This window comes from Streptomyces sp. NPDC127177 (assembly GCF_042672475.1).
Classification (GTDB): Bacteria; Actinomycetota; Actinomycetes; order Streptomycetales; family Streptomycetaceae; genus Streptomyces.
Genome location: NZ_JBHXUW010000001.1, coordinates 417,212 through 437,634 on the forward strand (window position 1 = coordinate 417,212; position 20,423 = coordinate 437,634).

Genomic DNA, 20,423 nt, shown 5'->3' on the forward strand with positions numbered 1-20,423 from the left:
CGTGCCGCCCGGGCTACCGTGGTCACGGAGAGTATTCGGGTCTCACGGGGGAGAATCGTCATGCCGGTGACGGATGCGGTAAGCAACGACGGCACTCACACGGTCGCGGTGGGCCGGGCAGCCGCGGAACTTGTCTTGAAAAGAGGGGAGTTCGAGCTGGCGGTGCACCTGGGAATCGTCCGGGTGGTGGCGCAGCGCGGCGGAGGGCGGCCCAGGGTCCGCCAGGAGGAGATCGACCGGCTCCGGTCGGAGGACGGTTTTCCGCAGACCTTGCGCGAGCGAGTGCGCACGGTAGGGACGGCGGAGGGTGCGCGGCTGCTCGGAATCAGTCCGGTCCGCTTCACACGGCTGGCCAGGGCGGGGTGCGTCACACCGGTCGCGTTCTATCTCAATCGCTACCGGGCCGTGGTGTGGCTCTATCTCGCTCAGGAGGTGTGCGCGCTCGCCGCCCGCTCGCCCGAACTGCTGGTCGGGAGGAGCCCGGCCTGGATGCGCGAGAGGCTGGACTCCGGCACGGACTGCCGCCCGCGCAACTGGCGCTCGCGGAGGATCGAAAGGCTGCTGAGCCTCGCCGGGGATCCGTGGGCGCGGGCGGCGATCGCGGCCGAGGCGCTCGACGCGGCCCAACTGGCGGAGGTGGTCGACGATCCGTACGAGCGCGCCCACTTCGCCAGAGTCAGGCCCGAACCGGTCTTCGGGCAGAGGGGGTCGTCGGCCGCGCGGGAGGAGATGGGGCGCCTGATGCTGGCAGATGATCCGGACGAGATCCTCTGGCGACGGGTCAACCTCATCATGGAGCTGGACAGCGCCCGGGAGCTCCGTCAGGCGCCCCGCCCGGGGGATGAACGATGGCCTGAACGCGCGGCAGTTGGCCGACCGCCTGTCCCGGCCGAGCCGGCGGGGCGGACCGAATGGGCGGAGCCCGCCGAGGTGGCCGAGGCGGCCGGGCCGGCCGAACCAGTTGTGCGGGGAGGCGCCGCCGGTCTGCTGACCCGGCTTCGGCTGCGCAGGGGGAGCGGCGGGAGCCGGCGGCCTCGGGGACGTGCCACGGGCAGGACATGAGGATTTCGCGACCGGCGGTCGGAAGGGGCAGTCTTCGCACCATGATGATCAGGGAAGCGACCACAGGGGACTGGGCGGCCATATGGCCGTTCTTCCACGAAATCGTCGCCGCAGGTGAGACCTTCACCTACCCCACCGGCCTGGGGAAGGACGAGGCCCAGGAGTGGTGGCTGCTGAAGGCGCCGAATCGCACGGTCGTCGCGGTCGCCGACGACGGGACGGTTCTCGGTACGGCGAAGATGAACAGCAACCAGATGGGTAACGGTTCGCACATCGCGAGTGCGAGCTACATGGTCGACCCCCGGCATTCCGGACGTGGCGTGGGACGGGCTCTGTGCGCGCACACGATCGACTGGGCCCGCGCGGCCGGGTTCCGGGCCATGCAGTTCAACGCGGTCGTGGAGACGAACAAGGCCGCGGTGGGTCTCTACCGCTCACTCGGCTTCGAAGTCCTGGGAACGGTGCCCGAGGGATTCGACCACCCCGAGCAGGGCTTCGTCGGACTGCACATCATGTACCGGCCCCTCCTGCCGGGCGGGGGGTGACCGATACGGTGCGGCGCCGTGCGCTCACTTCACGCCACAACCGGGCCGCCCCGCACCGGCCGATGGTGTCCGGCATGTCCCAAGCAGCGACGATGTGCTGCCAGTTGTGACGTCGAATGGTGTGTGGGGCGGGTGCACATGCGGGGGGCGGGGGCAGTACTGTGCGCCCCACCGCCATTCGGGCGATGAAACATTTGCGGAGGAACAATCCATGACCATACCCAGGAGATCGCTGCGCGCCGCGGGGACCCTCGCTGCCGCTGCGGTCGTCGGTCTGACCGGCGCGGTCCTCACCGCCGGCCCGGCCGCAGCTCACACCCCCACCTGGGACGTGACCTGTACCGAAGTCAGCCTTCACCTGTCCGCGTACAACGGCAAGGTCACCAACCAGGTGACCGTCACCGTTGACGGCAAGGACCTGCTGCCGACGGAGACCTTCGGCACGGGGCTCGACAAGAAGATCGACCTGCCCGAGCACGACAAGCCTCTGACGGTGCATCTGATCGTCAAGGCCGGCGACGGCGACCAGTACTCGAAGGACGACACCAAGCAGGCTCCGGTGTGCGAGGGCAACACGCCCACGCCCACCCCCACGCCGTCCGAGACGAAGCCGTCGGAGACGCCGTCCACAGAGGCGCCGACCCCGGCCCCGACCGACACGCCGAGCGAGACCGCTTCGTCGTCTGCGCCCGCCGCAGTCACGCCGAGCCCCAGCTCGCCGGATCTGGCCGAGACCGGTTCGTCGTCCGCCACCCCCGTCATCGGTGGCGCGGCTGTTGCCGTGCTGCTGGCCGGCGGCGGCATCATGTGGTCCGTGCGCAAGCGTCGCACCGCTCAGCACTGACGTAGTCCGGCGGTCCGGGCGCGTTGAGCGCCGGGAGTCCGGCAGAGGGGCGTGTCGCGTCGCGTACGGCGAGGTGGCACGCCCCTCAACGCTGTCCGGAGACGTCGCCCGGCCCACCGGGTCCGATCGTCCCGTCCGGGGGGCCCACTTCATCCCTGGCGCCCCTGCGCACCGGCGCGGAAGTGGGCGGCGCGGCCGGGCCGATCTCGCACCAGACGGCCTTTCCCTCTCCGCGCGGCTCGATGCCCCACCGGGTGGCGACGGCGTCCAGGAGCAGCAGTCCCCGTCCCGAGGTGGCCGTCTCGCCCGGTGTCCGGCGCCTGGGCCATGCGCTCGACCGGTCCTGGACCGACAACCGCACCCGCCGCACCGGCTCGGGCAGCACCTCCAGCGTGAGCACCGCTCCGCCCTCCGTGTGCAGCAGCACGTTCACCAGGAGCTCCCCGGTCACCAGCTCGGCGTCGTCCGCGAGTTCGGCCATGTCCCAGTCCGTGAGGGCCTGCCGGACGATCGTCCGCGCTTCGGAGAGCCCTTCGGGGTCGGCCTGGTGGATGTACTGATGGAGCCGGGGCGCGCGGGGCGAGCCGGGGTCGGGGCTGCGGCGCAGCACGAGCAACGCGACGTCGTCACCCGAACCCCAGCGCTCCCACAGCCGGTCCGACAGATGATCGGCGAGCGCCTCGGCCCCGGCCGGGCCCGCGCTCACCTCATGGATGAGCGTGCGTATCCCCGCGTCGATGTCGGTGCCCGGCTCCTCGACCAGCCCGTCGGTGTACAGGACCAGCGTCTCGCCCGGAACGAGGTCGAGCCGGGTCTCGGGGAACTCCTCGTCACCGAAGGCGGTGGAGATTCCCAACGGCATGCCTCCGCGTACCCGCGGGCTGCCGACCCGGCCGTCCATGTGGCGGATCAGCGGCCCGAAGTGTCCGGCCCGCACCACCCGCACGGTTCCGGTGCCGAGATCGACCTGGGCGTACGTGCAGGTGGCGAACCGGTCCGTGTCGAGTTCGGCGAGGAACCGCGACGCCCGGGCCAGTACCGTCGACGGCGGATGCCCCTCACCGGCGTACGCGCGCAGCGCGATCCGCAGCTGACCCATGATCGCCGCCGCGTGCGTGTCGTGGCCCTGTACGTCGCCCACCACGATGCCGAAACGGTCCTTGGGCAGTGCGATCACGTCGTACCAGTCCCCGCCGACCTGACGGCCACTCCAGGCCGCGTGGTAGCGGACGGCGATCTCCCCGCCCTCGATGTCATGGATCCGGCGGGGCAGCATCGTGGACTGGAGCCCGGTGGCGAATTCCCGCTCCTCGTCGAAGAGCGTGGCCCGCTGGAGGGACTGGGCGACGATGGCCGCCAGCCCCAGGCACAGATTGCGCTCGTCGGGGTTGAAGGCGGTCCGCTCGCGGTAGAAGAGCGCCAGCCCGCCCAGCGACCGCGCCTGGGCGACCAGCGGGAGATAGGCCGCGGCCTGGAACTTCAGCTGTCCCACATACGGTTCCAGCACCGGGTAGCGCCGGGTGAGCGCGCCGAGCGAGCTCACGAAGCGGGGCCGGCCGCTGAGCACGGTGTCGGCCAGCGGGAAGCTCCGGTCGAGCCGTCCCTGTCCCAGCTCGTCGATGACCTCCAGGGACTCGCCGCTCAGCGCGATGACGTTGAGGGTGGAGTTGTCCAGCAGCCCGAGCGCGAGTCCGTCGGCGCCCAGCCGAGCCAGTCCGCCCGGCCCCGTCAGCGCGGCCGTCACGTCGTCCACGGTCACCGCCCGCGACAGGGCGCTCGTTGTGCGTTCAACTATGTCGGTCTGGCGCTGCCGCCGCTTTTCCAGTTCCAGCACGAAGGCCGAATGGGTGACTTCCGCCGTCGCGTCCCGCACCACCCCGATCACCCGGTGCGCCCGTCCGTCCGCACTGCGCAGGATGCGCGCCTGGATATGGGTCCACTGATCACCGCCCTTGTCGAGCGGGACCCGGATATGGACGTTGTACGAGCTGCGCCCGCCCTTGACCGCCTCGTCGATCGCCTCATTGAGACGGATCCGCTCCGAGGGCTCCAGCCGCTCCGCCAGGGACTCCGGCCGTGAGTCGAAATCGGCCGGGTCCAGGCCGAAGACCAGCAGGCCGGCCTCGTCGATGTCCAGTGTCCGGGCATCGAGATCCCACTCGAAACTGCCGGTCCGGTTCATGGCGAGCCGTTCCGCGGTCCCGGTCTCGCCGCCGCCGGCCTTCCCGGCCGGCGGACTGGGCCGGGAGGGGATGATCGGTGGCCGGTCGTGATCGGTCATTCCTGCTCCGAAGATCGTCCGGCGGGGCTGCCGTATAGCGTGACCCAATTGTCTGGCCGGTTCGGTGAGGCTGCCACAGCGGAAACCGTCCCGCACGGTGCTCCCGTCCCCGTGGGGCGTGCGGGACACCCCTGATGCCCGGGCCACGGGCCCGCCGCGCACAATGGCACCGGAAGGCCGTCCGTGACCGGCGGGCGGCACGGCACAGGGCTGACCGGAGCGCACGCATGAACCACGAGGATCCCGTCCTGCTGCACACCGAGGGACGCGTCCGTCACATCACCCTCAACCGGCCCCGGGCCCTGAACGCCCTGAACCACACCATGGTGCTGCGCGTGGGCGAGGCGCTCGACGCGGCGGAACACGACGACTCCGTCGTCGCCGTGCTGCTCACCGGGGCGGGGGAGCGGGGACTGTGCGCGGGCGGCGACATCCGCGCCGTCCGTGACGACGCCCTGGCCGGCAGCCCGGCCGCGCTGGACTTCTGGCGGGACGAGTACCGGCTCAACGCCCGGATCGCCCGGTTCCCCAAGCCGTACGTCGCGATCATGGACGGCATCGTGATGGGCGGCGGTGTCGGCGTCTCCGCCCACGGCTCCGTCCGGATCGTCACCGAGCGCTCGCGCATCGCGATGCCCGAGACAGGCATCGGGTTCGTCCCGGACGTGGGCGGCACCTACCTGCTGAGCAGGGCCCCCGGTGAGCTCGGCACACACCTGGCGCTCACCGGGCAGGCGGTCGGCGCCGCGGACGCGCTGCTGTGCGCTCTCGCCGACTACTTCGTGCCGGCGCGGGAACTCTCCGGCCTGACCGCCGACCTGGGGGCCGGCGCAACGCCCGAGGAAGTCGGCGCCACGGTCGAGCGGTACGCCACCGCGGCCCCCGGCGGCGAGCTGGCAGAGCACCGCGACTGGATCGACTCCTGCTACAGCGCCGCCACCGTCGAGGAGATCATCGAACGCCTGATCGGCTGCGGTGTGCCCGCGGCGAAGGAGGCCGCGGCGACGATCCTGGCGAAGTCGCCCACCTCGCTCAAGGTCACGCTCGAATCCGTCCGCAGGGCCCGCCGCCTCGACGGCCTGGAAGCCGTGCTCGACCAGGAGTACCGAGTCTCGTCCACCGCCTTCACCCGGCCCGACCTGGTCGAGGGCGTACGCGCCCAGATCATCGACAAGGACCGGAATCCGCGGTGGAACCCGGCCGGGCTCGCCGAGGTCACGGCCGCCGAGGTGGAGCGGTTCTTCGTACCCCTCGGCGACAGCGAACTCGGCCTCGCCCCCGGCACCCCGGCGGCTCCCTGAGACGCCGCTCGCGTCAGAGCGCGCCGGGCCCGGTCACCGTGCGGAACGGCAGACCCAGAAGGTCCGCCGCGGCCCGGAAGTCCTTGGCGCGGTGACCGGTGCACAGCGTCCAGTGGTGGCCGATGCCCGTGGCGGACCAGGCATCGGTCCACTCGCCGGGATCGAAGCCGAAGTCGACCCGGGAGGTGGTGTTCCCGATCTCCAGCAGGGGGCCCGGCACGACCTCGCCCTCGGACGCGATGAGGACGAACGAGCCGTCGGCCTCCTGACCGACACCGAAAGTGGTGACGGGCCCGTGGGTGACGTCGAACTCGACGCTGACTCCCCAGCCGCGCTTGCCGTGGTACACACCCAGACCGCGCAGCAGCGGGTCCTTCGCGCTGATCGCCAGGTGCGCGGGACCGTCGTGGCCCATCTCCACGACCCGGTCGCGGAAGTTGAGCGCCTGCAACTCGGTGAACGAACCCCCTGCCCCCATGGTGTCGGCGATCAGCATCGCGAGGCTGGTGCGCAGCTCGTACTCACCGGCCATCGGCACGCCACGGGCCGTCAGCAGCGAGGCGCCGAGGATCATTCCGGCGCCGAGCCGCTCGTGGATCTCGCCCTCCAGCCCGCGGTGGTAGTAGGCCAGGCTGTCCAGTTCGAAATCCGTCACCAGCCGGTCGAGACCGACCGAGACACGCGCCGCCCAGGCGAGGTCGTCCTCGTCGACGGAGCCGTCCAGCGTGAAGACCTCGCGGGCCAGCGCGACCCGTTCGGCCGTCTCGCCGTCCGTCACGTCCGCGACCCTGACCCGCAGGTCGTCGAACTCCAGCACCTCGACGTGACCGCCGAGCTGGGTGGAGACCAGCGTCATGTCGGTGGAGACGTCGAGCATGCCCGGGTACAGGTGCCCCATCAGCCCGTGCCGGCCGTGACGCAGGGCTCCGCGCACCCCGGCGGCCGAGATCCAGCGCCCGATCCGCGCCCAGGCGTTCTCGTCACGCAGATGGCCGGAGACCGAGCGGAACGGGATGCCGCTGCGCCGGAACACGTTGGCGACCTCCGGCAGCGGGCACTGACCGCAGTACGCCAGCCAGTCGCCCGTGCCGGTGTTCGGGTGGTCCATCGCCTCGGTCGGCTGGAGGTCGATCACCAGCACCGGTGTGTGGGTGCGCTGGGCGACCGGCAGCACCATCGAGGCGGTGAGATACGTCGTCAGGAACGTCACCACCAGATCGCAGTCGGCCCGGCGCAACCGCTCCGCCGCCCTGGCCGACTCCTGCGGATCGGAGACGAAACCCGCATCGACCACCTCGCAGCCCATCTCCTCGAACCGTGCTGTCACGAACCGCGCGGACTCCTGCAACTGTTCGAGAAGCCCGGGGAACTGCGGCCAGTACGCGCCGAGCCCGCCCGAGACCAGACCGATCCGGGTACGGCGGCGCGGTGTCCGCACAAGAGGACTGCCGGGTTGGGCCGCGCGGTCGTCAGACATCAGGATTTCCTTTCCTCGCAATGGATTTCCGGTCCGGCCCGCCGGTACGGGACGGGTCCGATACCGGCCCCGTCCCCGTACCCGTTCGGCCCGGATCCCGGTCAGACATCCGCCGGGGCCGGCCTCGGGCTGATCCGGGCCTCCGCCCGGTCCCAGTCCCGCCCGTCTCCCCGCGGTTCGTAGTGCCGCAACTCCTGCGTACGGGCGACCAGCCGGCGCAGTCCGGCGAGGTCACCCACCAGGCCGTGGGCGCGGGCCTGCAGCAGGATGTTCCCGAGGGCCGTGGCCTCGGCAGGTCCGGCCGTCACCGGCAGTCCACTCGCGTCGGCCGTCCACCGGCACAGCAGTTCGTTGCGCGAGCCGCCGCCCACCAGGTGGATCCGTGTCGGCGAGCGGCCCGCCAGCTCCGCGGCCCGCCGCAGCGTCCTGCGATGGGCCAGCGCAAGGCTCTCCAGCACGCACCGCACATACCCTCCGCGCGTCCCCGGCGGCGTCTGACCGGTACGCAGCAGGTACGCGTCGATCCGGGCCGGCATGTCGTCCGGCGCGAGGAACGCCTCGTCGTCGGGGTCGATGACGGCGGCGAACGGTTCGGCCGCGGCGGCGTCGGCCAGCAGTTGATCCAGACCCACCGCCGGGCCCTCGCGGTCCCACACCCGGCGGCACTCCTCCAACAGCCACATGCCCATGATGTTGCGGAGGTACCGGACCGTGCCGTCGACCCCGCGCTCGTTGGTGAAGTTCGCCGCCCGGGACTCCTCGGACAGCACCGGTGCGTCCAGCTCCAGACCGGCCAGCGACCAGGTGCCACAGGAGACGTAGGCGAAGTCCGGCTCGGTCGCCGGCACCGCCACGACCGCCGAAGCGGTGTCGTGCGAGGCGACGGTCGTCACCGGGGTCCCGGCCGGCAGACCGGTTGCACCGGCGACGTGCGCCAGCAGAGTGCCCGCCGGATCGCCCGGCTCACGCAGCGGAGGGAACAGGGAACGCGCCAGCCCCAGCCGCCCGATCAGGTCGTCCGACCAGTCACCGCCGCGCGCGTCGAACAGACCGGTCGTCGACGCGTTCGTGACCTCCGCGCCCACCGACCCCGTCAGCCAGTGCACCAGCAGATCGGGCATCAGCAACAGCGTCCGAGCCATCTCCCACTGGGCTGTGGCACGGTGCGCGAGCAACTGGAACACCGTGTTGAACGGCAGGTGCTGCAAGCCGGTGACCGCGTACAGCTCCGCGGCGCCGCAGCCGTCCGGAAGCCGTTCCGACATCCCGTTGTTGCGCCCGTCCCGGTAGTGGAACGGCACCCCGAGCAGCGAACCGTCGGCATCCAGCAGACCGTAGTCCACCGCCCAGGTGTCGATGCCGATCGAGGTGACCGGGCCACTGCGTCCGGCCGCCCGGAGCCCGTCCAGCACCCCCAGGTACAGGGCCGGCACGTCCCAGTGGAGACCGTCCGGCAGTCGCACCGGTCTGTTCGCGAAGCGGTGTGCCTCGGTCAGCACCAGCGTGCCGGGGCCGACCCTGCCCGTCATCACCCGGCCGCTGGTGGCACCGAGGTCCACGGCGGCGAAGACGGCGTCGCCCGCCGCGTTGTCGTATGGGTTCACTGCCATGGCGATCGTGTCCGGTTCATCGCAGGAAGGCCGCTGCCACACCGGCGTCGACGGGAATGTGCAGGCCGGTGGTGTGCGTGAGTTCGCCACCCGTCAGTGCGAACACCGCGTTGGCGACGTGCTCGGGCAGCACCTCGCGCTTGAGCAGGGTTCGCTGGGCGTAGAACTCGCCGAGCTTCTCCTCCTCGATGCCGTACGTCGCCGCCCGCTGGGCGCCCCAGCCCGCCGCGAAGATCCCCGAACCCCGCACCACGCCGTCCGGGTTGATGCCGTTGACCCGGATCCCGTGCTCACCGAGCTCCGCCGCAAGCAACCGCACCTGATGGGCCTGGTCGGCCTTGGTCGCCGAGTACGCGATGTTGTTCGGACCCGCGAACACGGCGTTCTTGGAGGCGATGTAGATGATGTCGCCGCCGATTCCCTGCGCCCGCATGACCCGGGCGGCCTCCCGCGACACGAGGAACGAACCGCGCGCCATGATGTCGTGCTGCAGGTCCCAGTCGCGGGCCGTCGTCTCCAGCAGGGGCTTGGAGATGGAGATCCCCGCGTTGTTGACGACGAGGTCCACCCCGCCGAAGGCGAGCACCGCGGCCCTGAACGCCTCGACGATCTGTTCCTCGCTGGTCACGTCGACCGTCACCGCGACCGCACGGTCGGGGCCGCCGAGGTCCTCGGCGACCGCTGCGGCGTTCTCCGCGTTCAGGTCCGCGACGACCACGCACGCGCCCTCGGCGGCCAGCCGGTGCGCGATGGCCTTTCCGATGCCCGAGCCCGCACCAGTCACCAGCGCCACCCGGGTGGCCAGTGGCTTCGCCTTCGGCATCCGGCGCAGCTTGGCCTCCTCCAGTTCCCAGTACTCGATCCGGAACTTCTCGGACTCCTCGATCGGCGCGTAGGACGAGACGGCCTCCGCGCCCCGCATGACGTTGATGGCGTTCAGATAGAACTCCCCGGCGACGCGGGCGGTCTGCTTGTCCTTCCCGAAGGAGAACATGCCGACCCCGGGCACCAGCACGATCGCCGGATCCGCGCCACGCATGGCGGGGGAGCCGGGAGCCGCGTGCCGTTCGTAGTAGGCGCGGTACGACTCGCGGTACTCCTCGTGCAACTCCTTCAGCCGGGCCCCCGCCTCGGCCACCGGCGCGTCCGCGGGAAGGTCGAGGACCAGCGGGCTCACCTTCGTCCGGAGGAAGTGGTCCGGGCACGAGGTGCCCAGCGCGGCCAGGCGCGGATGCTCGGCGCGGGACAGGAAGTCGAGCACCGGCCCGGAGTCGGTGAAGTGCCCCACCTGGGGCCGGTCCGTGGAGGCCAGGGCGCGGATCAGCGGGGCGAGCTCCGCGGCCCGTTCGCGGCGCTGTTCCGCGGGCAGCGCCACCCGGTCGGGCAGGACAGGACCGAAGGGCTCGGCCCTGCCGTGCTCCTGGAGGAAGGTCTCCGCGGTCCGGATCATCCACAGTGCGTTCCGTTCGCACTCCTCGGACGTCTCGCCCCAGGCGGTGATCCCGTGACCGCCCAGGATCACGCCGACCGCCCCCGGGTTGGCCTCCTTCACCGCCGCGATGTCCAAGCCGAGCTGGAACCCCGGCCGGCGCCAGCCCACCCACGCCACCTTGTCGCCGAAGCACTCGGCGGTCAGCTTCTCGCCGTCGGCCGCGCACGCCAGGGCGATTCCCGAATCGGGATGCAGATGGTCGACGTGCGCCGCCTCGACCAGGGCGTGCATGGCGGTGTCGATGGAGGGTGCGGCGCCGCCCTTGCCGTGCAGGCAGAAGTCGAAGGCCGCCACCATCTCGTCCTCGCGTTCGACGCCCGGGTACACCTCCTTGAGGGCGCGGACGCGGTCCAGCCGGAGCACCGCGAGCCCCGCCTCCGTCAGCGTCCCGAGGTCGCCCCCGGAGCCCTTGACCCAGAGCAGCTCGGTCCCGCCACCGGTCACCGGATCGGTTCCGACGGCCTTCACCGACGTATTGCCACCGGCGTAGTTGGTGTTGCGGGGATCGGAGCCGAGCCGGTGTGCGCGCTCCAGGAGCGCAGCGACTTCGGCGTGCGTCGCGGACGTCATAAGGGTTCCTTCGGGGTGAGAGGTGCGTTGACGACGTGGGGACGGACGGGCGTTGACGATGCGGACCGGACGGGTCAGGCGCCCCAGCCGGCCTGCGTGCCACCGACCCGGGAGGCGGCGATGCGTTCCTGGTTGCCGGATGCGAGGTAGGCGGCGAACGGGTCGCGGGCGAGCCCCTGTTCCTCACGCACCTCGGCGAGCAGCGGCCGTACATCGGTGTTGTACGCGTCCATCAGGACGGCGTTCGAGGCGAGCACGTCGCCGGACCTCTGCGCGTCGCCCAGCGCGTCGCCGTCCACCAGCAGCGCCTTGGCGGTCGCTTCCTGGACATTGGCGACCGAGCGGATGACGGCGGGGATCTTCGCCTCGATGTTGTGGCACTGGTCGAGCATGAAGTTGACGTTGGTCTCGGACCTGAGGCCGCCGTTCCTGACCACCTCGTGCATGATCCGGAACAGCTGGAAGGGATCGGCGGCGCCGGCCATCAGGTCGTCGTCGGCGTAGAAGCGGGAGTTGAAGTCGAACGCGCCGAGCTTTCCCTCCCGCAGCAGGAGCGCCACGATGAACTCGATGTTCGTGCCGGGAGCGTGGTGACCGGTGTCCACGACCACCTGGGCCTTCGGGCCGAGCTTCAGGCAGTGCGCGTACGCCGTCCCCCAGTCGGGCACGTCCGTGGTGTAGAACGCCGGCTCGAAGAGCTTGTACTCCAGCAGCATCCGCTGGTCGTCGCCCAGCCGCCCGTACACCTCCGCCAGTGCTTCGGCCAGCCGGTCCTGACGGGCGACGATGTCGTCCTGCCCGGGGTAGTTCGTGCCGTCGGAGAACCACAGCTTGAGATCGGGCGAACCGGTCTCGTCCATCACGTCGACGCACTCCAGCAGATGATCGATGGCCTTGCGCCGAACCGACGCGTCGGGGTGGGTGACCGATCCCAGTTTGAAGTCGTCGTCCTGGAAGACATTGGAGTTGATCGCGCCGATCCGCAGCCCGAGGCCCTCGGCGTGCCGGGTCAGGGCGGCGTAGTCGGCCACCTTGTCCCAGGGAATGTGCAGCGACACCTTCGGTGCGACCCCGGTGAAGGTGTGGACCTGCGCGGCGTCCTGCATCTTCTCGAACGGGTCGCGCGGCACCCCCGGCTGGGCGAACACCTTGAAACGCGTCCCGGAATTTCCGTAACCCCACGAAGGAGTCTCGATCACCTGAGACTTGAGAGCTGCCTTGACGGCCGACACATCAGACATGAACACCTCGTAAGCAGAGTCACCGGCGACCGTGGCCGTCAGGACGATGTGAATCGTTTCATCTGGAACGTACGCTAGGTTTGGCGGCAACGACTAGTCAAGCAGCTGGCTTCTCTACTTCAAGGTTTGAATCAATTCACCACGGATCGGGGCGACCCGGCCGAAGACGGACCCGGCCTGTCCGATGGCTCCTCGGACAGGCCGGGCCGGGTCAGGCGGCCGCGACGGCCGCGGTCCGGCCGCTCAGAAGGCGGTGCGGTTGTCGCTGCGGGCGTCCTCGACCAGGTGCCCGTCGTAGAGGCCGGCCCGTGCCTTGCGCCGCCATGGCCTGGCCAGGGCGCTCGTGGGGTCCTGCGGGCCGACGTCGGCGAAGGTCAGCGAAGGCCTTCCGTCGCCCGGGCAGCGGGCCGCCCATTCGCCGTCCGGGCCGATGACTCCGGCCGGTGCCTCGCCACCGGCCTGGGCGGGCACGGCGAAACCGGCCCAGTACCGGTTCGTCGCCGCGTGCGCCCGCATCTCCGTGGCGAAGCCCGTACCGCCTCCCGAGGCCCCTCCGGTGGTCGAGAACAACACGCAGTCGACGTCGAGCCGTTCGTAGGCGCCGAACAGTTCCGGGAAGTGCGCCTCCATGCCGAGTGCGCAGCCGAACCGGATGCCGTCGACCTCGAAGGTGACCGGCGCGGAACCCGGTGCGTACAGGTACGAGATCTTCGTGTGCGACAGCATGCGCTCGTCGTAGCGGGTCGCCGCCTCGCCGCGGTCGGAGATCACGTACAGGCTGTTGTGCGGGCGGTTGGGGGCGGTGAGCCGGTGGACCGAACCGAGCACGGTCCACAGCCGCAGCTCCCGGGCCAGACGGGCCGTTAGGTTCAGCTCCTCCTGGAGCACGTCCCACCGGAACCTGCTCCAGTCGGCGGGGCCGACCTCGTCCGGACCGTCGACGGACAGCAGCCGCTTGTGCGGGGAGCAGGTGGCGCCCTCGGGGAACTGCACCACCCTCGCGCCGGCCGCCGCGGCCTCGCGCATCAGACCTCGCACCTCGGCACCGCTGTCCCTCAGCTCGGCACTGCTGCGGGGGTTCTCACGGACCGTGGTCTGAGCCACGGCCAAACGTACGTAGTCGTCTTCCGGCATGACGTCTCCTCGACGAGTCGAACGGAAATGCCGGAGGGCAGTCGAATAGGACTGGCCGGTCTTGGCGGCACGGGCGCGCACCCGGCGCTTGAGATTCCTGTGGGCTGTCATCTGGCCTTCCACGCCACGGGCGCGAGCCCCCCAGCGACCACACCCGAGACGATCGGACCACGACAGCGACCTGAGACAGGAAGTCCCTTTGCCTCCGTGGCAGGCCGAGCTGGGGACGGCCGGGGGAGGTGAGGCGTAGGCCACGCCTCGGACATGATCCCCGGCACGGGTGGAACCCGTCAAGGGCCGGAGTCGCACCGGCCCGGAGCCACACCCGGCGGCCCCGGACCCGAGGTATGCGCGGACCGGCCGCGCACCCTGCCGAAGTGGCACGGCTCAGCGCCCGCTGCCCGACATGCTCGGCTGGAGCGAGCGGACGAGGTCGAAGAAGCGGGACTCGTTGCCCGAGAGCCCGGCCCGACGCAGCGCGCCGTCGGCCTCCTCGATCGGTGCCGCGAGCAACGGCATGTAGACAGGAGCGTCGTCCGGATCGGAGAGAGCGGCCCGGGTGGCCTCCAGTAAACGGACGTACGCCTGCGCCGCGGCGAGTTCGTCATCGCGCATCTCAGCATCTCCAGGTCAGAGGTGTCGGACCCACAAGCATCCCTCATGGGTCTGACAGCGCCCTTCGGTGACGGCTCGGAACGCGGTCACTGTCGGCCGTCCGGCCGAGGGGAACCGGCCGGCGGTTCGACCTCAAGGAACCGGCGCCGGCGTGGCCCGCGATACAGCAGCGCGGTCCAGCCCGCCTTTTCGAGCACCGCCGCGCACCGGGCCAGTTCGCCGTCCTCCTCGTGTGCTGCCCCGCTGCCGGGCGGCCCCAGCCATTCGACGCGTACGTTTCCCGGCGGTGTGGCGGGCTCCACCCGGTATCCCGTCGCCGTACGCCGCCCCGACGCGTCGACGGCGGAGGCGGAGAGCCCCGATGCCTCCAGCGCGAGCGCGACGGCCCGTACCGGCCTGTGCACTTCCCACGCGGCCGGTACTGCCTCCGGCGCGGGGCGCCCGGTGTTGGCGAGCCGTCGAATCTGCAGCATCCCGGCGAACGCGGTCCGCACCGCCGCCGCACGGCTCTCCGCCGGACCGGGGGGTGACGGTCCGTCCCCGGTTGCCGGTTCGAAGCCGGTCTCCTCCTCGGCGAACATCCGCGTCCCCTCTCGCCCGTACGCCCCGACCGTCAGTGTGCGCCGTCCCACTGACAACCGGGCCCGGGAGACCGGGGCCCGGTCAGGCGCCGGCCCCGAGCACCTTGCCCGGGTTCAGGATGCCGTGCGGATCGAGCGCCGCCTTCACCGCGTGGTGCATACCGAGCACGGCGGTTCCCAGCTCCTTGTCCATACCGCGCATCTTCAGCAGCCCGACCCCGTGCTCGCCCGTGACCGTTCCGCCGAGCGCGATCGCGTCGTCCAGGATGTCCTCGAAGGCCGACTGGGCGCGGGCGCGCGCCGCCTCGTCGCCGGGCGGCGTGATGATCAGGGGGTGCAGGTTGCCGTCCCCCGCGTGGGCGATGTTGGCGACCAGGATGTCGTGCCGGGCCGCCGTCCGCTCGATGCGGGCCAGCATCTCCGGTACCGCGGTCCGTGGCACGCAGACGTCCTCGGTCAGGACCGGGCCGAGCCGTTCCAGCGCCGGATAGGCCAGCCGCCGGGCCTGGAACAGGGCATCGGCCTCCTGCTGGTCCGTGGAGACCGCGGCCCAGGTCGCGCCGGCCTGTTCGAAGCAGTCCCGGATCAGCTCGGCCTCGGCGTCGCCCTCGGCCCCCGGGGTGTCGACCCGCCCCAGCAGCACCACGTCCGCGTCCGCGGACAGTCCCATCTTCTTCCAGGCGTCGACAGCGGCGAGGCAGTGGCGGTCGACCAGTTCGAGCGCGGACGGGATGACACCGGAGGCGGTCACGGCACTCACCGCCTCACCGGCCGAGACCACCGACGAGAAGTAGCCGGCCACCGTGCGCTCCTGGAGACGTGCCGGACGCAGCCGGACGGTGATCTCCGTGATCACCCCGAGGGTGCCCTCCGAGCCCACCATCAGCCCGGCCAGGTCGTACCCGGCCACGCCCTTTGCGGTACGGCGGCCCAGCGAAACGACCTCGCCGAGCCCGTTGACCACTTCCAGGCCCAGTACGTAGTCGCGGGTCACGCCGTACTTGACGCAGCACATGCCCCCCGCGTTGGTCGCGACGTTCCCGCCGATGGTGGACCACGGTGAACTGGCCGGATCCGGCGGATACCAGAGTCCCTGCTCCGCACAGGCGGCCCGGAGGTCGTCGTTGACCACACCGGGCTGGACCACGGCCAGCCGCTCGGCGGCGTCGATGGCGACGATCCGGTCCATGTCCTCGAAGGACAGGACGATCGCCCCGTCCACGGCATTCGCGCCGCCGGACAGACCGGTCCCCGCGCCGCGCGGCACCAGCGGAACGCGGTGGGCCAGACAGTGGCGCACCACGTCCCGCACCTCGTCGGTGCTCTGCGGGCGCACCACGGCCAGCGGCATCCCGTACGGAGCCCACTCGGCCTCGTCGTGCTGGTAGCGGGCCAGGCCCGCCGGATCGGTCAGTACCCGGCGGGCCGGGATGCCGTCCACTGGTGCGTTCGCCACGATGGTGGCCACCTCCCATAAAGATGTAGTACGCACCATTGTCGCGCGCGGAGCGGATGCCCCGAGGGGGAGGGGTCGGCGTTCACCGCGTCCGGCCCGGATGTGCCCCTTCGCGCGGATGCCGCGTGGACCGGGCGCGTCGCGAAGCTCGGTAGGCTCGACCGTTCATGAACCCCGCACACCGGAGGATCCAGGCACTGTGCCCGAAAACGACCGAGCCCCAGGCACCGACCGCGCGGACAGCACCGGCCGTGCCGCCCTGCGCGCCGACTGCGGGAACTGTTTCGGGCTGTGCTGTGTCGCGCTGACCCTGACCCGGTCCGCGGACTTCGCGATCAACAAGGACGCCGGCAAACCCTGCCGCAACCTCCAGGACGACTTCCGCTGCGGCATCCACACCCGGCTGCGTACCGAGGGCTTTCCGGGCTGCACCGTGTACGACTGCTTCGGTGCCGGACAGAAGGTCTCCGGGGAGACCTTCGGCGGTCAGGACTGGCGCGGCGCCCCCGAGAGCGCTCAGCAGATGTTCGAGGTCTTCCCGGTCATGCGCCGGCTCCACGAGCTGCTCTGGTACCTGACGGAGGCGGCCGCGCTGGAACAGGCCCGGCCCCTGCACGGCGAGATCGGCCGCACCCTCGACGCGACCGAACGCCTCACCCACCTCGACGCGGACGCCCTGGCGCACCTGGACGTCGCGGCACACAGGGACGAGGTCGCCGCCCTGCTGTCGCGCACCAGCGAACTCGTACGCGCCGCGGCGCCCCGCAGGAAGAAGCGCAGCCACCGCGGCGCCGACCTCATCGGGGCGCGCCTCAAGGGAGCGGATCTGCGCGGAGCCGATCTGCGGGGCTCCTACCTCATCGCGGCGGACCTCGGCGGCGCCGATCTCCGGCTCGCCGACGTCATCGGCGCCGACTTCCGGGACGCGGAGCTGTCCGGCGCGGATCTGACCGGAGCGCTCTTCCTGACGCAGTCACAGCTGAACGCCGCCCGCGGGAACGGTGCCACCCGGATTCCTCCGTCCCTCAGCCGCCCGGCGCACTGGGCGGGTTGAGGCCGGCGCACGCTCACGCCCCGGGCTCGTCCCCGCCCTTGTCCGGCGGAGTTCCCAGAGCCGCCTTGAGCCGCTGGAGCGTGGTGCGGATGTTGCCGCGCTGGAAGTCGGCGAAGGTGTGCCCCCGGGTGGCCGCCCGGTCGAAGGCGTTGGCCAGGAAATCCGGCCAGGCGCGGCGGTCGTCGGTCCAGGTCTCGGTGACCTTCGTGCCACCCTCCGCGGCCTCGAAGCGGTACTCCCACGTGGCGATCGCGCCGGGCAGCCGTGGCCTCTTGGCACCGATCGCGTGCACCCGGAAGGCGAACCGTTCGCCCGGGTCGGCGGCGATCACCGTGCACCGGGTCGTCCAGCGCATCCTCCCGCGCTTGTTGCGGCCCTCGAAGACCATGCCGACGTGGGCGTCCCCGCGCTCTCCGACGACCCTCGCGCCGCGGTTCTCCGGACTCCACCGGCCCATCGCCGTCACGTCGCTGACCTGCGCGTACACGGCCGACGGTTCAGCGGGAACCACAACGCTGTCCGACACGGACATGGTGCGGGGCATGAGCACTCCGATCCGCGGCCGGCTTCGAAAGGCAACGGGACGTCGGACCGACCGCACGGCCGACGGGACCCCGGGCCCATACCCTACTCACCGGTCACATAGCCCGCGGCGTGGGGCGCCCGCCGGCCCGAAGCCGCGCCCCGGCATCCGGCGTGCGGGATCGAGAACGCTTAGCGTCCGTGGTTCGTTGCACAGGTTGGCATCCGGAACACCTACGACAACCGGACCGAGGAGCCCCGCACATGCCCAGCCGCACAGACCCCAGCCGTACCGAGCCCGGCAGCACCGACGCGAGCCGCACCCGCCTGATCGAACGGCTCATGGAGCAGTTCCCGCACGTCCCGCGGGAAGCGGTCATCAAGGAGGACCTGCTGCGCGGCGGACTCGCCTTCGACGAATCCGCGCTCAGCGACAACGAGGACGGTGACGTCAAGCCGAAGTCGTACTTCATCTTCTCCTTCGACCACGGCACCCTCCCCGAGCTGGGAGCGGCCGCCCTGCGCCGTCCGCCGGAGGAGATCGTGCTCACCGGCGGACCGTACGAGCTGCGGCGCACCGTCGTCTCCGTGCGGGTGAACCCGTCGTCCCCCTACCGGGTCGCGGCCGACGCCGACGGTGTGCTCGGGCTGTACCTCGACGGCAGGCGGATCTCCGACGTCGGACTTCCCCCGATGCCGGACTACTACCGGCACACCCTGGACAACGGCAAGTCGGTGATGGAGGTCGCGCCCACCATCCAGTGGGGCTACCTCGTCTACCTGACGGTCTTCCGCGTCTGCCAGTACTTCGGCGCGAAGGAGGAGTGCCAGTACTGCGACATCAACCACAACTGGCGCCAGCACAAGGCGGCGGGCCGCCCGTACACCGGGGTGAAGCCGGTCGAGGAGGTCCTTGAGGCGCTGGCCATCATCGACCGCTACGACACCGCGAAGACGTCCACGGCCTACACCCTCACCGGCGGCGCCATCACCTCGCACATCGGCGGACGGGACGAGGCCGACTTCTACGGCCAGTACGCGAAGGCCATCGAGGAGCGCTTCCCCGGCCGCTGGATCGGCAAGGTCGTCGCCCAGGCCCTGCCCAAGGCCGACGTGCAGCGCTTCCACGACTACGGTGTCCAGATCTACCACCCCAACTACGAGGTGTGGGACCCCAGGCTGTTCGAGCTGTACTGCCCCGGCAAGGAGCGCTACGTGGGCCGCGACGAATGGCACCGCCGCATCCTGGACTCCGCCGACGTCTTCGGCGCCCGCAACGTGATCCCGAACTTCGTGGCCGGGGTGGAGATGGCCGAGCCCTTCGGCTTCACCACGGTGAAGGAAGCCATCGACTCCACCACCGAGGGCCTGCGGTTCTTCATGTCGCACGGCATCACGCCCCGGTTCACCACCTGGTGCCCCGAACCCACCACCCCGCTGGGGAAGACCAACCCGGACGGCGCGCCGCTGGAGTACCACATCCGGCTGCTGGACGCCTACCGCGCGACCATGGAGGAGTACGGGCTCAGTTCGCCCCCCGGCTACGGTCCGCCGGGACCGGGGCGGGCGGTGTTCTCGGTCAGCTCCTTCATGGACAGCCTGCCGGCCCGTCCCGACGGCGAGGAGCGGCAGCCGGTCAGCCGGTAGGCGGCTCCGCCGCCGCGGCGAGTTCCCGTACGACCTCCACGAACCCCCGCACCAGCGCGGTGTCCATGCCCTCCGCCCAGGCGAGCACCACCCGCAACGGTTCCACATCGGTCAGCGGGACCCAGGAGAGGTCCGGCCGCGCGTAGTACCGGGCCATGCTCAGGGGGGCGAAGCAGACGGAGGAGCCCTCCGCCACCTGCTCCAGCATCTCCTCGACGTTGTCGTTGGTCGGGCCCCAGTTCGGACTCGAACCGTCCGGCCTGGGGTTGACCGCCCACCAGTCCACCCACTCGCGAGGCGCGCTGCGCGTCCACAGCAGCGGCTCGTCGCCCACTTCGAGCACCGAGATGCCCGAACGGCCCGCCAACGCGTGCCCGCAGGGCAGCCCCACGACACGCGGCTCGGTGTGCACCAGCTCGCTGCGCAGGCCGCCCAGGTCGTTCGGCAGCCAGACGAAGGCCACATCGGCCAGGCCGTCGCGCAGCGCCCCGGCCTCCTGGCCCCAGTCGTACCGCTTGGGCGTCACCCGTACCCCCGGGTGGCGCCGGGCGAATTCCGCGCGGGCGCGCGTGGTGAGTTCACCGGCGCCGCTCGCCTCGAAACCCACCCTCAGCACACCCGTCTCGCCGCGCGTGTGCCGCGCGGCCGCCGCCGGGACCCGCTCGGACTGGCGCACCGTCAGCACCGCCTCGGCGATCACGTCACGTCCCGCCGCCGTGGCCGACACACCACCGGCATGGCGGTCGAAGAGCCGTACCCCGAGCTCCGTCTCCAGACTCTTGAGTGCGTAGGAGAGGGCCGGCTGGCTGACGAACAGCCGACGGGCGGCCCGTCCCAGGTTCTCTTCCTCGGCTATCACGGTCAGGTAGTGCAGCTGGCGCAGCTCCATCCAGCGATCATAAGGCGCCTTTATCGATCGGAAGAGCCTTTGTCTTGGACCGTGCACGGAGTCGGATGGCATAACGGAGTCATCACAACAGCCCATCGATAG

17 protein-coding genes are annotated in these 20,423 nt (G+C 71.0%); 6 read left to right on the forward strand and 11 right to left on the reverse strand.

Annotated features, from left to right (window positions below; translation table 11 throughout):
• The first annotated feature begins 60 nt into the window (after nucleotides 1–60).
• From ACFVJX_RS01850 to ACFVJX_RS01860, 3 genes are all read left to right on the forward strand, one after another.
• Nucleotides 61–1,062: a DUF6397 family protein gene (locus ACFVJX_RS01850; protein WP_384125128.1), complete on the forward strand. Its 1,002-nt coding sequence runs from the start codon at nucleotides 61–63 to the stop codon at nucleotides 1,060–1,062.
• 41 nt (nucleotides 1,063–1,103) lie between these two features.
• Nucleotides 1,104–1,607 carry a GNAT family N-acetyltransferase gene (locus ACFVJX_RS01855; protein WP_384125126.1) on the forward strand — a complete coding sequence of 168 codons (504 nt, stop codon included), beginning with the start codon at nucleotides 1,104–1,106 and terminating at the stop codon, nucleotides 1,605–1,607.
• Nucleotides 1,608–1,818: 211 nt separating this feature from the next.
• Nucleotides 1,819–2,451, forward strand: a complete 633-nt coding sequence (locus ACFVJX_RS01860) for an LAETG motif-containing sortase-dependent surface protein (RefSeq protein ID WP_384125124.1) — start codon at nucleotides 1,819–1,821, stop codon at nucleotides 2,449–2,451.
• 85 nt (nucleotides 2,452–2,536) lie between these two features.
• Here ACFVJX_RS01860 and ACFVJX_RS01865 read toward each other — a convergent pair whose 3' ends face one another.
• A complete protein-coding gene (locus tag ACFVJX_RS01865; protein ID WP_384125123.1) occupies nucleotides 2,537–4,732 on the reverse strand; it encodes a SpoIIE family protein phosphatase in 2,196 nt (731 codons plus the stop codon).
• A gap of 227 nt (nucleotides 4,733–4,959) precedes the next feature.
• Here ACFVJX_RS01865 and ACFVJX_RS01870 point away from each other — a divergent pair, with 227 nt between their 5' ends.
• Nucleotides 4,960–6,033, forward strand: a complete 1,074-nt coding sequence (locus ACFVJX_RS01870) for an enoyl-CoA hydratase/isomerase family protein (protein ID WP_384125121.1) — start codon at nucleotides 4,960–4,962, stop codon at nucleotides 6,031–6,033.
• Between the two features lie 13 nt (nucleotides 6,034–6,046).
• On the opposite strand, the gene ACFVJX_RS01875 is transcribed toward ACFVJX_RS01870, so the two are convergent.
• The 8 genes from ACFVJX_RS01875 to ACFVJX_RS01910 form a co-directional block, all read right to left on the reverse strand.
• Nucleotides 6,047–7,510, reverse strand: a complete 1,464-nt coding sequence (locus tag ACFVJX_RS01875; RefSeq protein WP_384125119.1) for an arabinose isomerase — start codon at nucleotides 7,508–7,510, stop codon at nucleotides 6,047–6,049.
• Between the two features lie 101 nt (nucleotides 7,511–7,611).
• Complete coding sequence (locus ACFVJX_RS01880; protein WP_384125118.1) at nucleotides 7,612–9,120, reverse strand: rhamnulokinase family protein; 1,509 nt, start codon at nucleotides 9,118–9,120, stop codon at nucleotides 7,612–7,614.
• A gap of 16 nt (nucleotides 9,121–9,136) precedes the next feature.
• A complete protein-coding gene (locus tag ACFVJX_RS01885; protein WP_384125116.1) occupies nucleotides 9,137–11,182 on the reverse strand; it encodes a bifunctional aldolase/short-chain dehydrogenase in 2,046 nt (681 codons plus the stop codon).
• Nucleotides 11,183–11,256: 74 nt separating this feature from the next.
• Nucleotides 11,257–12,423 (reverse strand): L-rhamnose isomerase, encoded by a 1,167-nt coding sequence (gene rhaI / locus ACFVJX_RS01890; RefSeq protein WP_384125114.1) that lies wholly within the window; start codon nucleotides 12,421–12,423, stop codon nucleotides 11,257–11,259.
• 243 nt (nucleotides 12,424–12,666) lie between these two features.
• Nucleotides 12,667–13,557 (reverse strand): carbon-nitrogen hydrolase family protein, encoded by an 891-nt coding sequence (locus ACFVJX_RS01895; RefSeq protein WP_384125112.1) that lies wholly within the window; start codon nucleotides 13,555–13,557, stop codon nucleotides 12,667–12,669.
• A 387-nt stretch (nucleotides 13,558–13,944) separates the two neighbouring features.
• A complete protein-coding gene (locus tag ACFVJX_RS01900) occupies nucleotides 13,945–14,172 on the reverse strand; it encodes a hypothetical protein (RefSeq protein WP_384125110.1) in 228 nt (75 codons plus the stop codon).
• Between the two features lie 86 nt (nucleotides 14,173–14,258).
• Nucleotides 14,259–14,753: a hypothetical protein gene (locus ACFVJX_RS01905; protein WP_384125108.1), complete on the reverse strand. Its 495-nt coding sequence runs from the start codon at nucleotides 14,751–14,753 to the stop codon at nucleotides 14,259–14,261.
• Between the two features lie 82 nt (nucleotides 14,754–14,835).
• Nucleotides 14,836–16,209, reverse strand: a complete 1,374-nt coding sequence (locus tag ACFVJX_RS01910) for an FAD-binding oxidoreductase (RefSeq protein WP_384125106.1) — start codon at nucleotides 16,207–16,209, stop codon at nucleotides 14,836–14,838.
• A gap of 199 nt (nucleotides 16,210–16,408) precedes the next feature.
• Between ACFVJX_RS01910 and ACFVJX_RS01915 the strand changes: the two genes are divergently transcribed.
• Nucleotides 16,409–17,263: a pentapeptide repeat-containing protein gene (locus ACFVJX_RS01915; protein ID WP_384125104.1), complete on the forward strand. Its 855-nt coding sequence runs from the start codon at nucleotides 16,409–16,411 to the stop codon at nucleotides 17,261–17,263.
• Between the two features lie 13 nt (nucleotides 17,264–17,276).
• Here ACFVJX_RS01915 and ACFVJX_RS01920 read toward each other — a convergent pair whose 3' ends face one another.
• Nucleotides 17,277–17,807, reverse strand: coding sequence for an SRPBCC family protein (locus tag ACFVJX_RS01920; protein WP_384125102.1), 531 nt, complete (start codon nucleotides 17,805–17,807; stop codon nucleotides 17,277–17,279).
• A gap of 242 nt (nucleotides 17,808–18,049) precedes the next feature.
• Between ACFVJX_RS01920 and ACFVJX_RS01925 the strand changes: the two genes are divergently transcribed.
• On the forward strand, nucleotides 18,050–19,432 hold the full coding sequence (locus ACFVJX_RS01925) for a radical SAM protein (protein WP_384125100.1): 1,383 nt from the start codon (nucleotides 18,050–18,052) through the stop codon (nucleotides 19,430–19,432).
• Here the strand turns inward: ACFVJX_RS01925 and ACFVJX_RS01930 are convergent.
• Complete coding sequence (locus tag ACFVJX_RS01930) at nucleotides 19,422–20,321, reverse strand: LysR family transcriptional regulator (protein WP_384125098.1); 900 nt, start codon at nucleotides 20,319–20,321, stop codon at nucleotides 19,422–19,424. The two genes, ACFVJX_RS01925 and ACFVJX_RS01930, sit on opposite strands and share 11 nt — an antisense overlap.
• Nucleotides 20,322–20,423: the final 102 nt, after the last annotated feature.

What these genes read in the sequence shown, in the direction of transcription:
- ACFVJX_RS01925 (WP_384125100.1), top strand. Translation starts at nt 18,050, where the DNA reads ATGCCCAGCCGCACAGACCCCAGCCGTACCGAGCCCGGCAGCACCGAC.
- ACFVJX_RS01850 (WP_384125128.1), top strand. Translation starts at nt 61, where the DNA reads ATGCCGGTGACGGATGCGGTAAGCAACGACGGCACTCACACGGTCGCG.
- ACFVJX_RS01920 (WP_384125102.1), bottom strand. Translation starts at nt 17,807, where the DNA reads ATGCCCCGCACCATGTCCGTGTCGGACAGCGTTGTGGTTCCCGCTGAA.
- ACFVJX_RS01880 (WP_384125118.1), bottom strand. Translation starts at nt 9,120, where the DNA reads ATGGCAGTGAACCCATACGACAACGCGGCGGGCGACGCCGTCTTCGCC.
- ACFVJX_RS01865 (WP_384125123.1), bottom strand. Translation starts at nt 4,732, where the DNA reads ATGACCGATCACGACCGGCCACCGATCATCCCCTCCCGGCCCAGTCCG.
- ACFVJX_RS01895 (WP_384125112.1), bottom strand. Translation starts at nt 13,557, where the DNA reads ATGCCGGAAGACGACTACGTACGTTTGGCCGTGGCTCAGACCACGGTC.
- ACFVJX_RS01860 (WP_384125124.1), top strand. Translation starts at nt 1,819, where the DNA reads ATGACCATACCCAGGAGATCGCTGCGCGCCGCGGGGACCCTCGCTGCC.
- ACFVJX_RS01870 (WP_384125121.1), top strand. Translation starts at nt 4,960, where the DNA reads ATGAACCACGAGGATCCCGTCCTGCTGCACACCGAGGGACGCGTCCGT.
- ACFVJX_RS01900 (WP_384125110.1), bottom strand. Translation starts at nt 14,172, where the DNA reads ATGCGCGATGACGAACTCGCCGCGGCGCAGGCGTACGTCCGTTTACTG.
- ACFVJX_RS01930 (WP_384125098.1), bottom strand. Translation starts at nt 20,321, where the DNA reads ATGGAGCTGCGCCAGCTGCACTACCTGACCGTGATAGCCGAGGAAGAG.
- rhaI (WP_384125114.1), bottom strand. Translation starts at nt 12,423, where the DNA reads ATGTCTGATGTGTCGGCCGTCAAGGCAGCTCTCAAGTCTCAGGTGATC.
- ACFVJX_RS01855 (WP_384125126.1), top strand. Translation starts at nt 1,104, where the DNA reads ATGATGATCAGGGAAGCGACCACAGGGGACTGGGCGGCCATATGGCCG.
- ACFVJX_RS01885 (WP_384125116.1), bottom strand. Translation starts at nt 11,182, where the DNA reads ATGACGTCCGCGACGCACGCCGAAGTCGCTGCGCTCCTGGAGCGCGCA.
- ACFVJX_RS01875 (WP_384125119.1), bottom strand. Translation starts at nt 7,510, where the DNA reads ATGTCTGACGACCGCGCGGCCCAACCCGGCAGTCCTCTTGTGCGGACA.
- ACFVJX_RS01905 (WP_384125108.1), bottom strand. Translation starts at nt 14,753, where the DNA reads ATGTTCGCCGAGGAGGAGACCGGCTTCGAACCGGCAACCGGGGACGGA.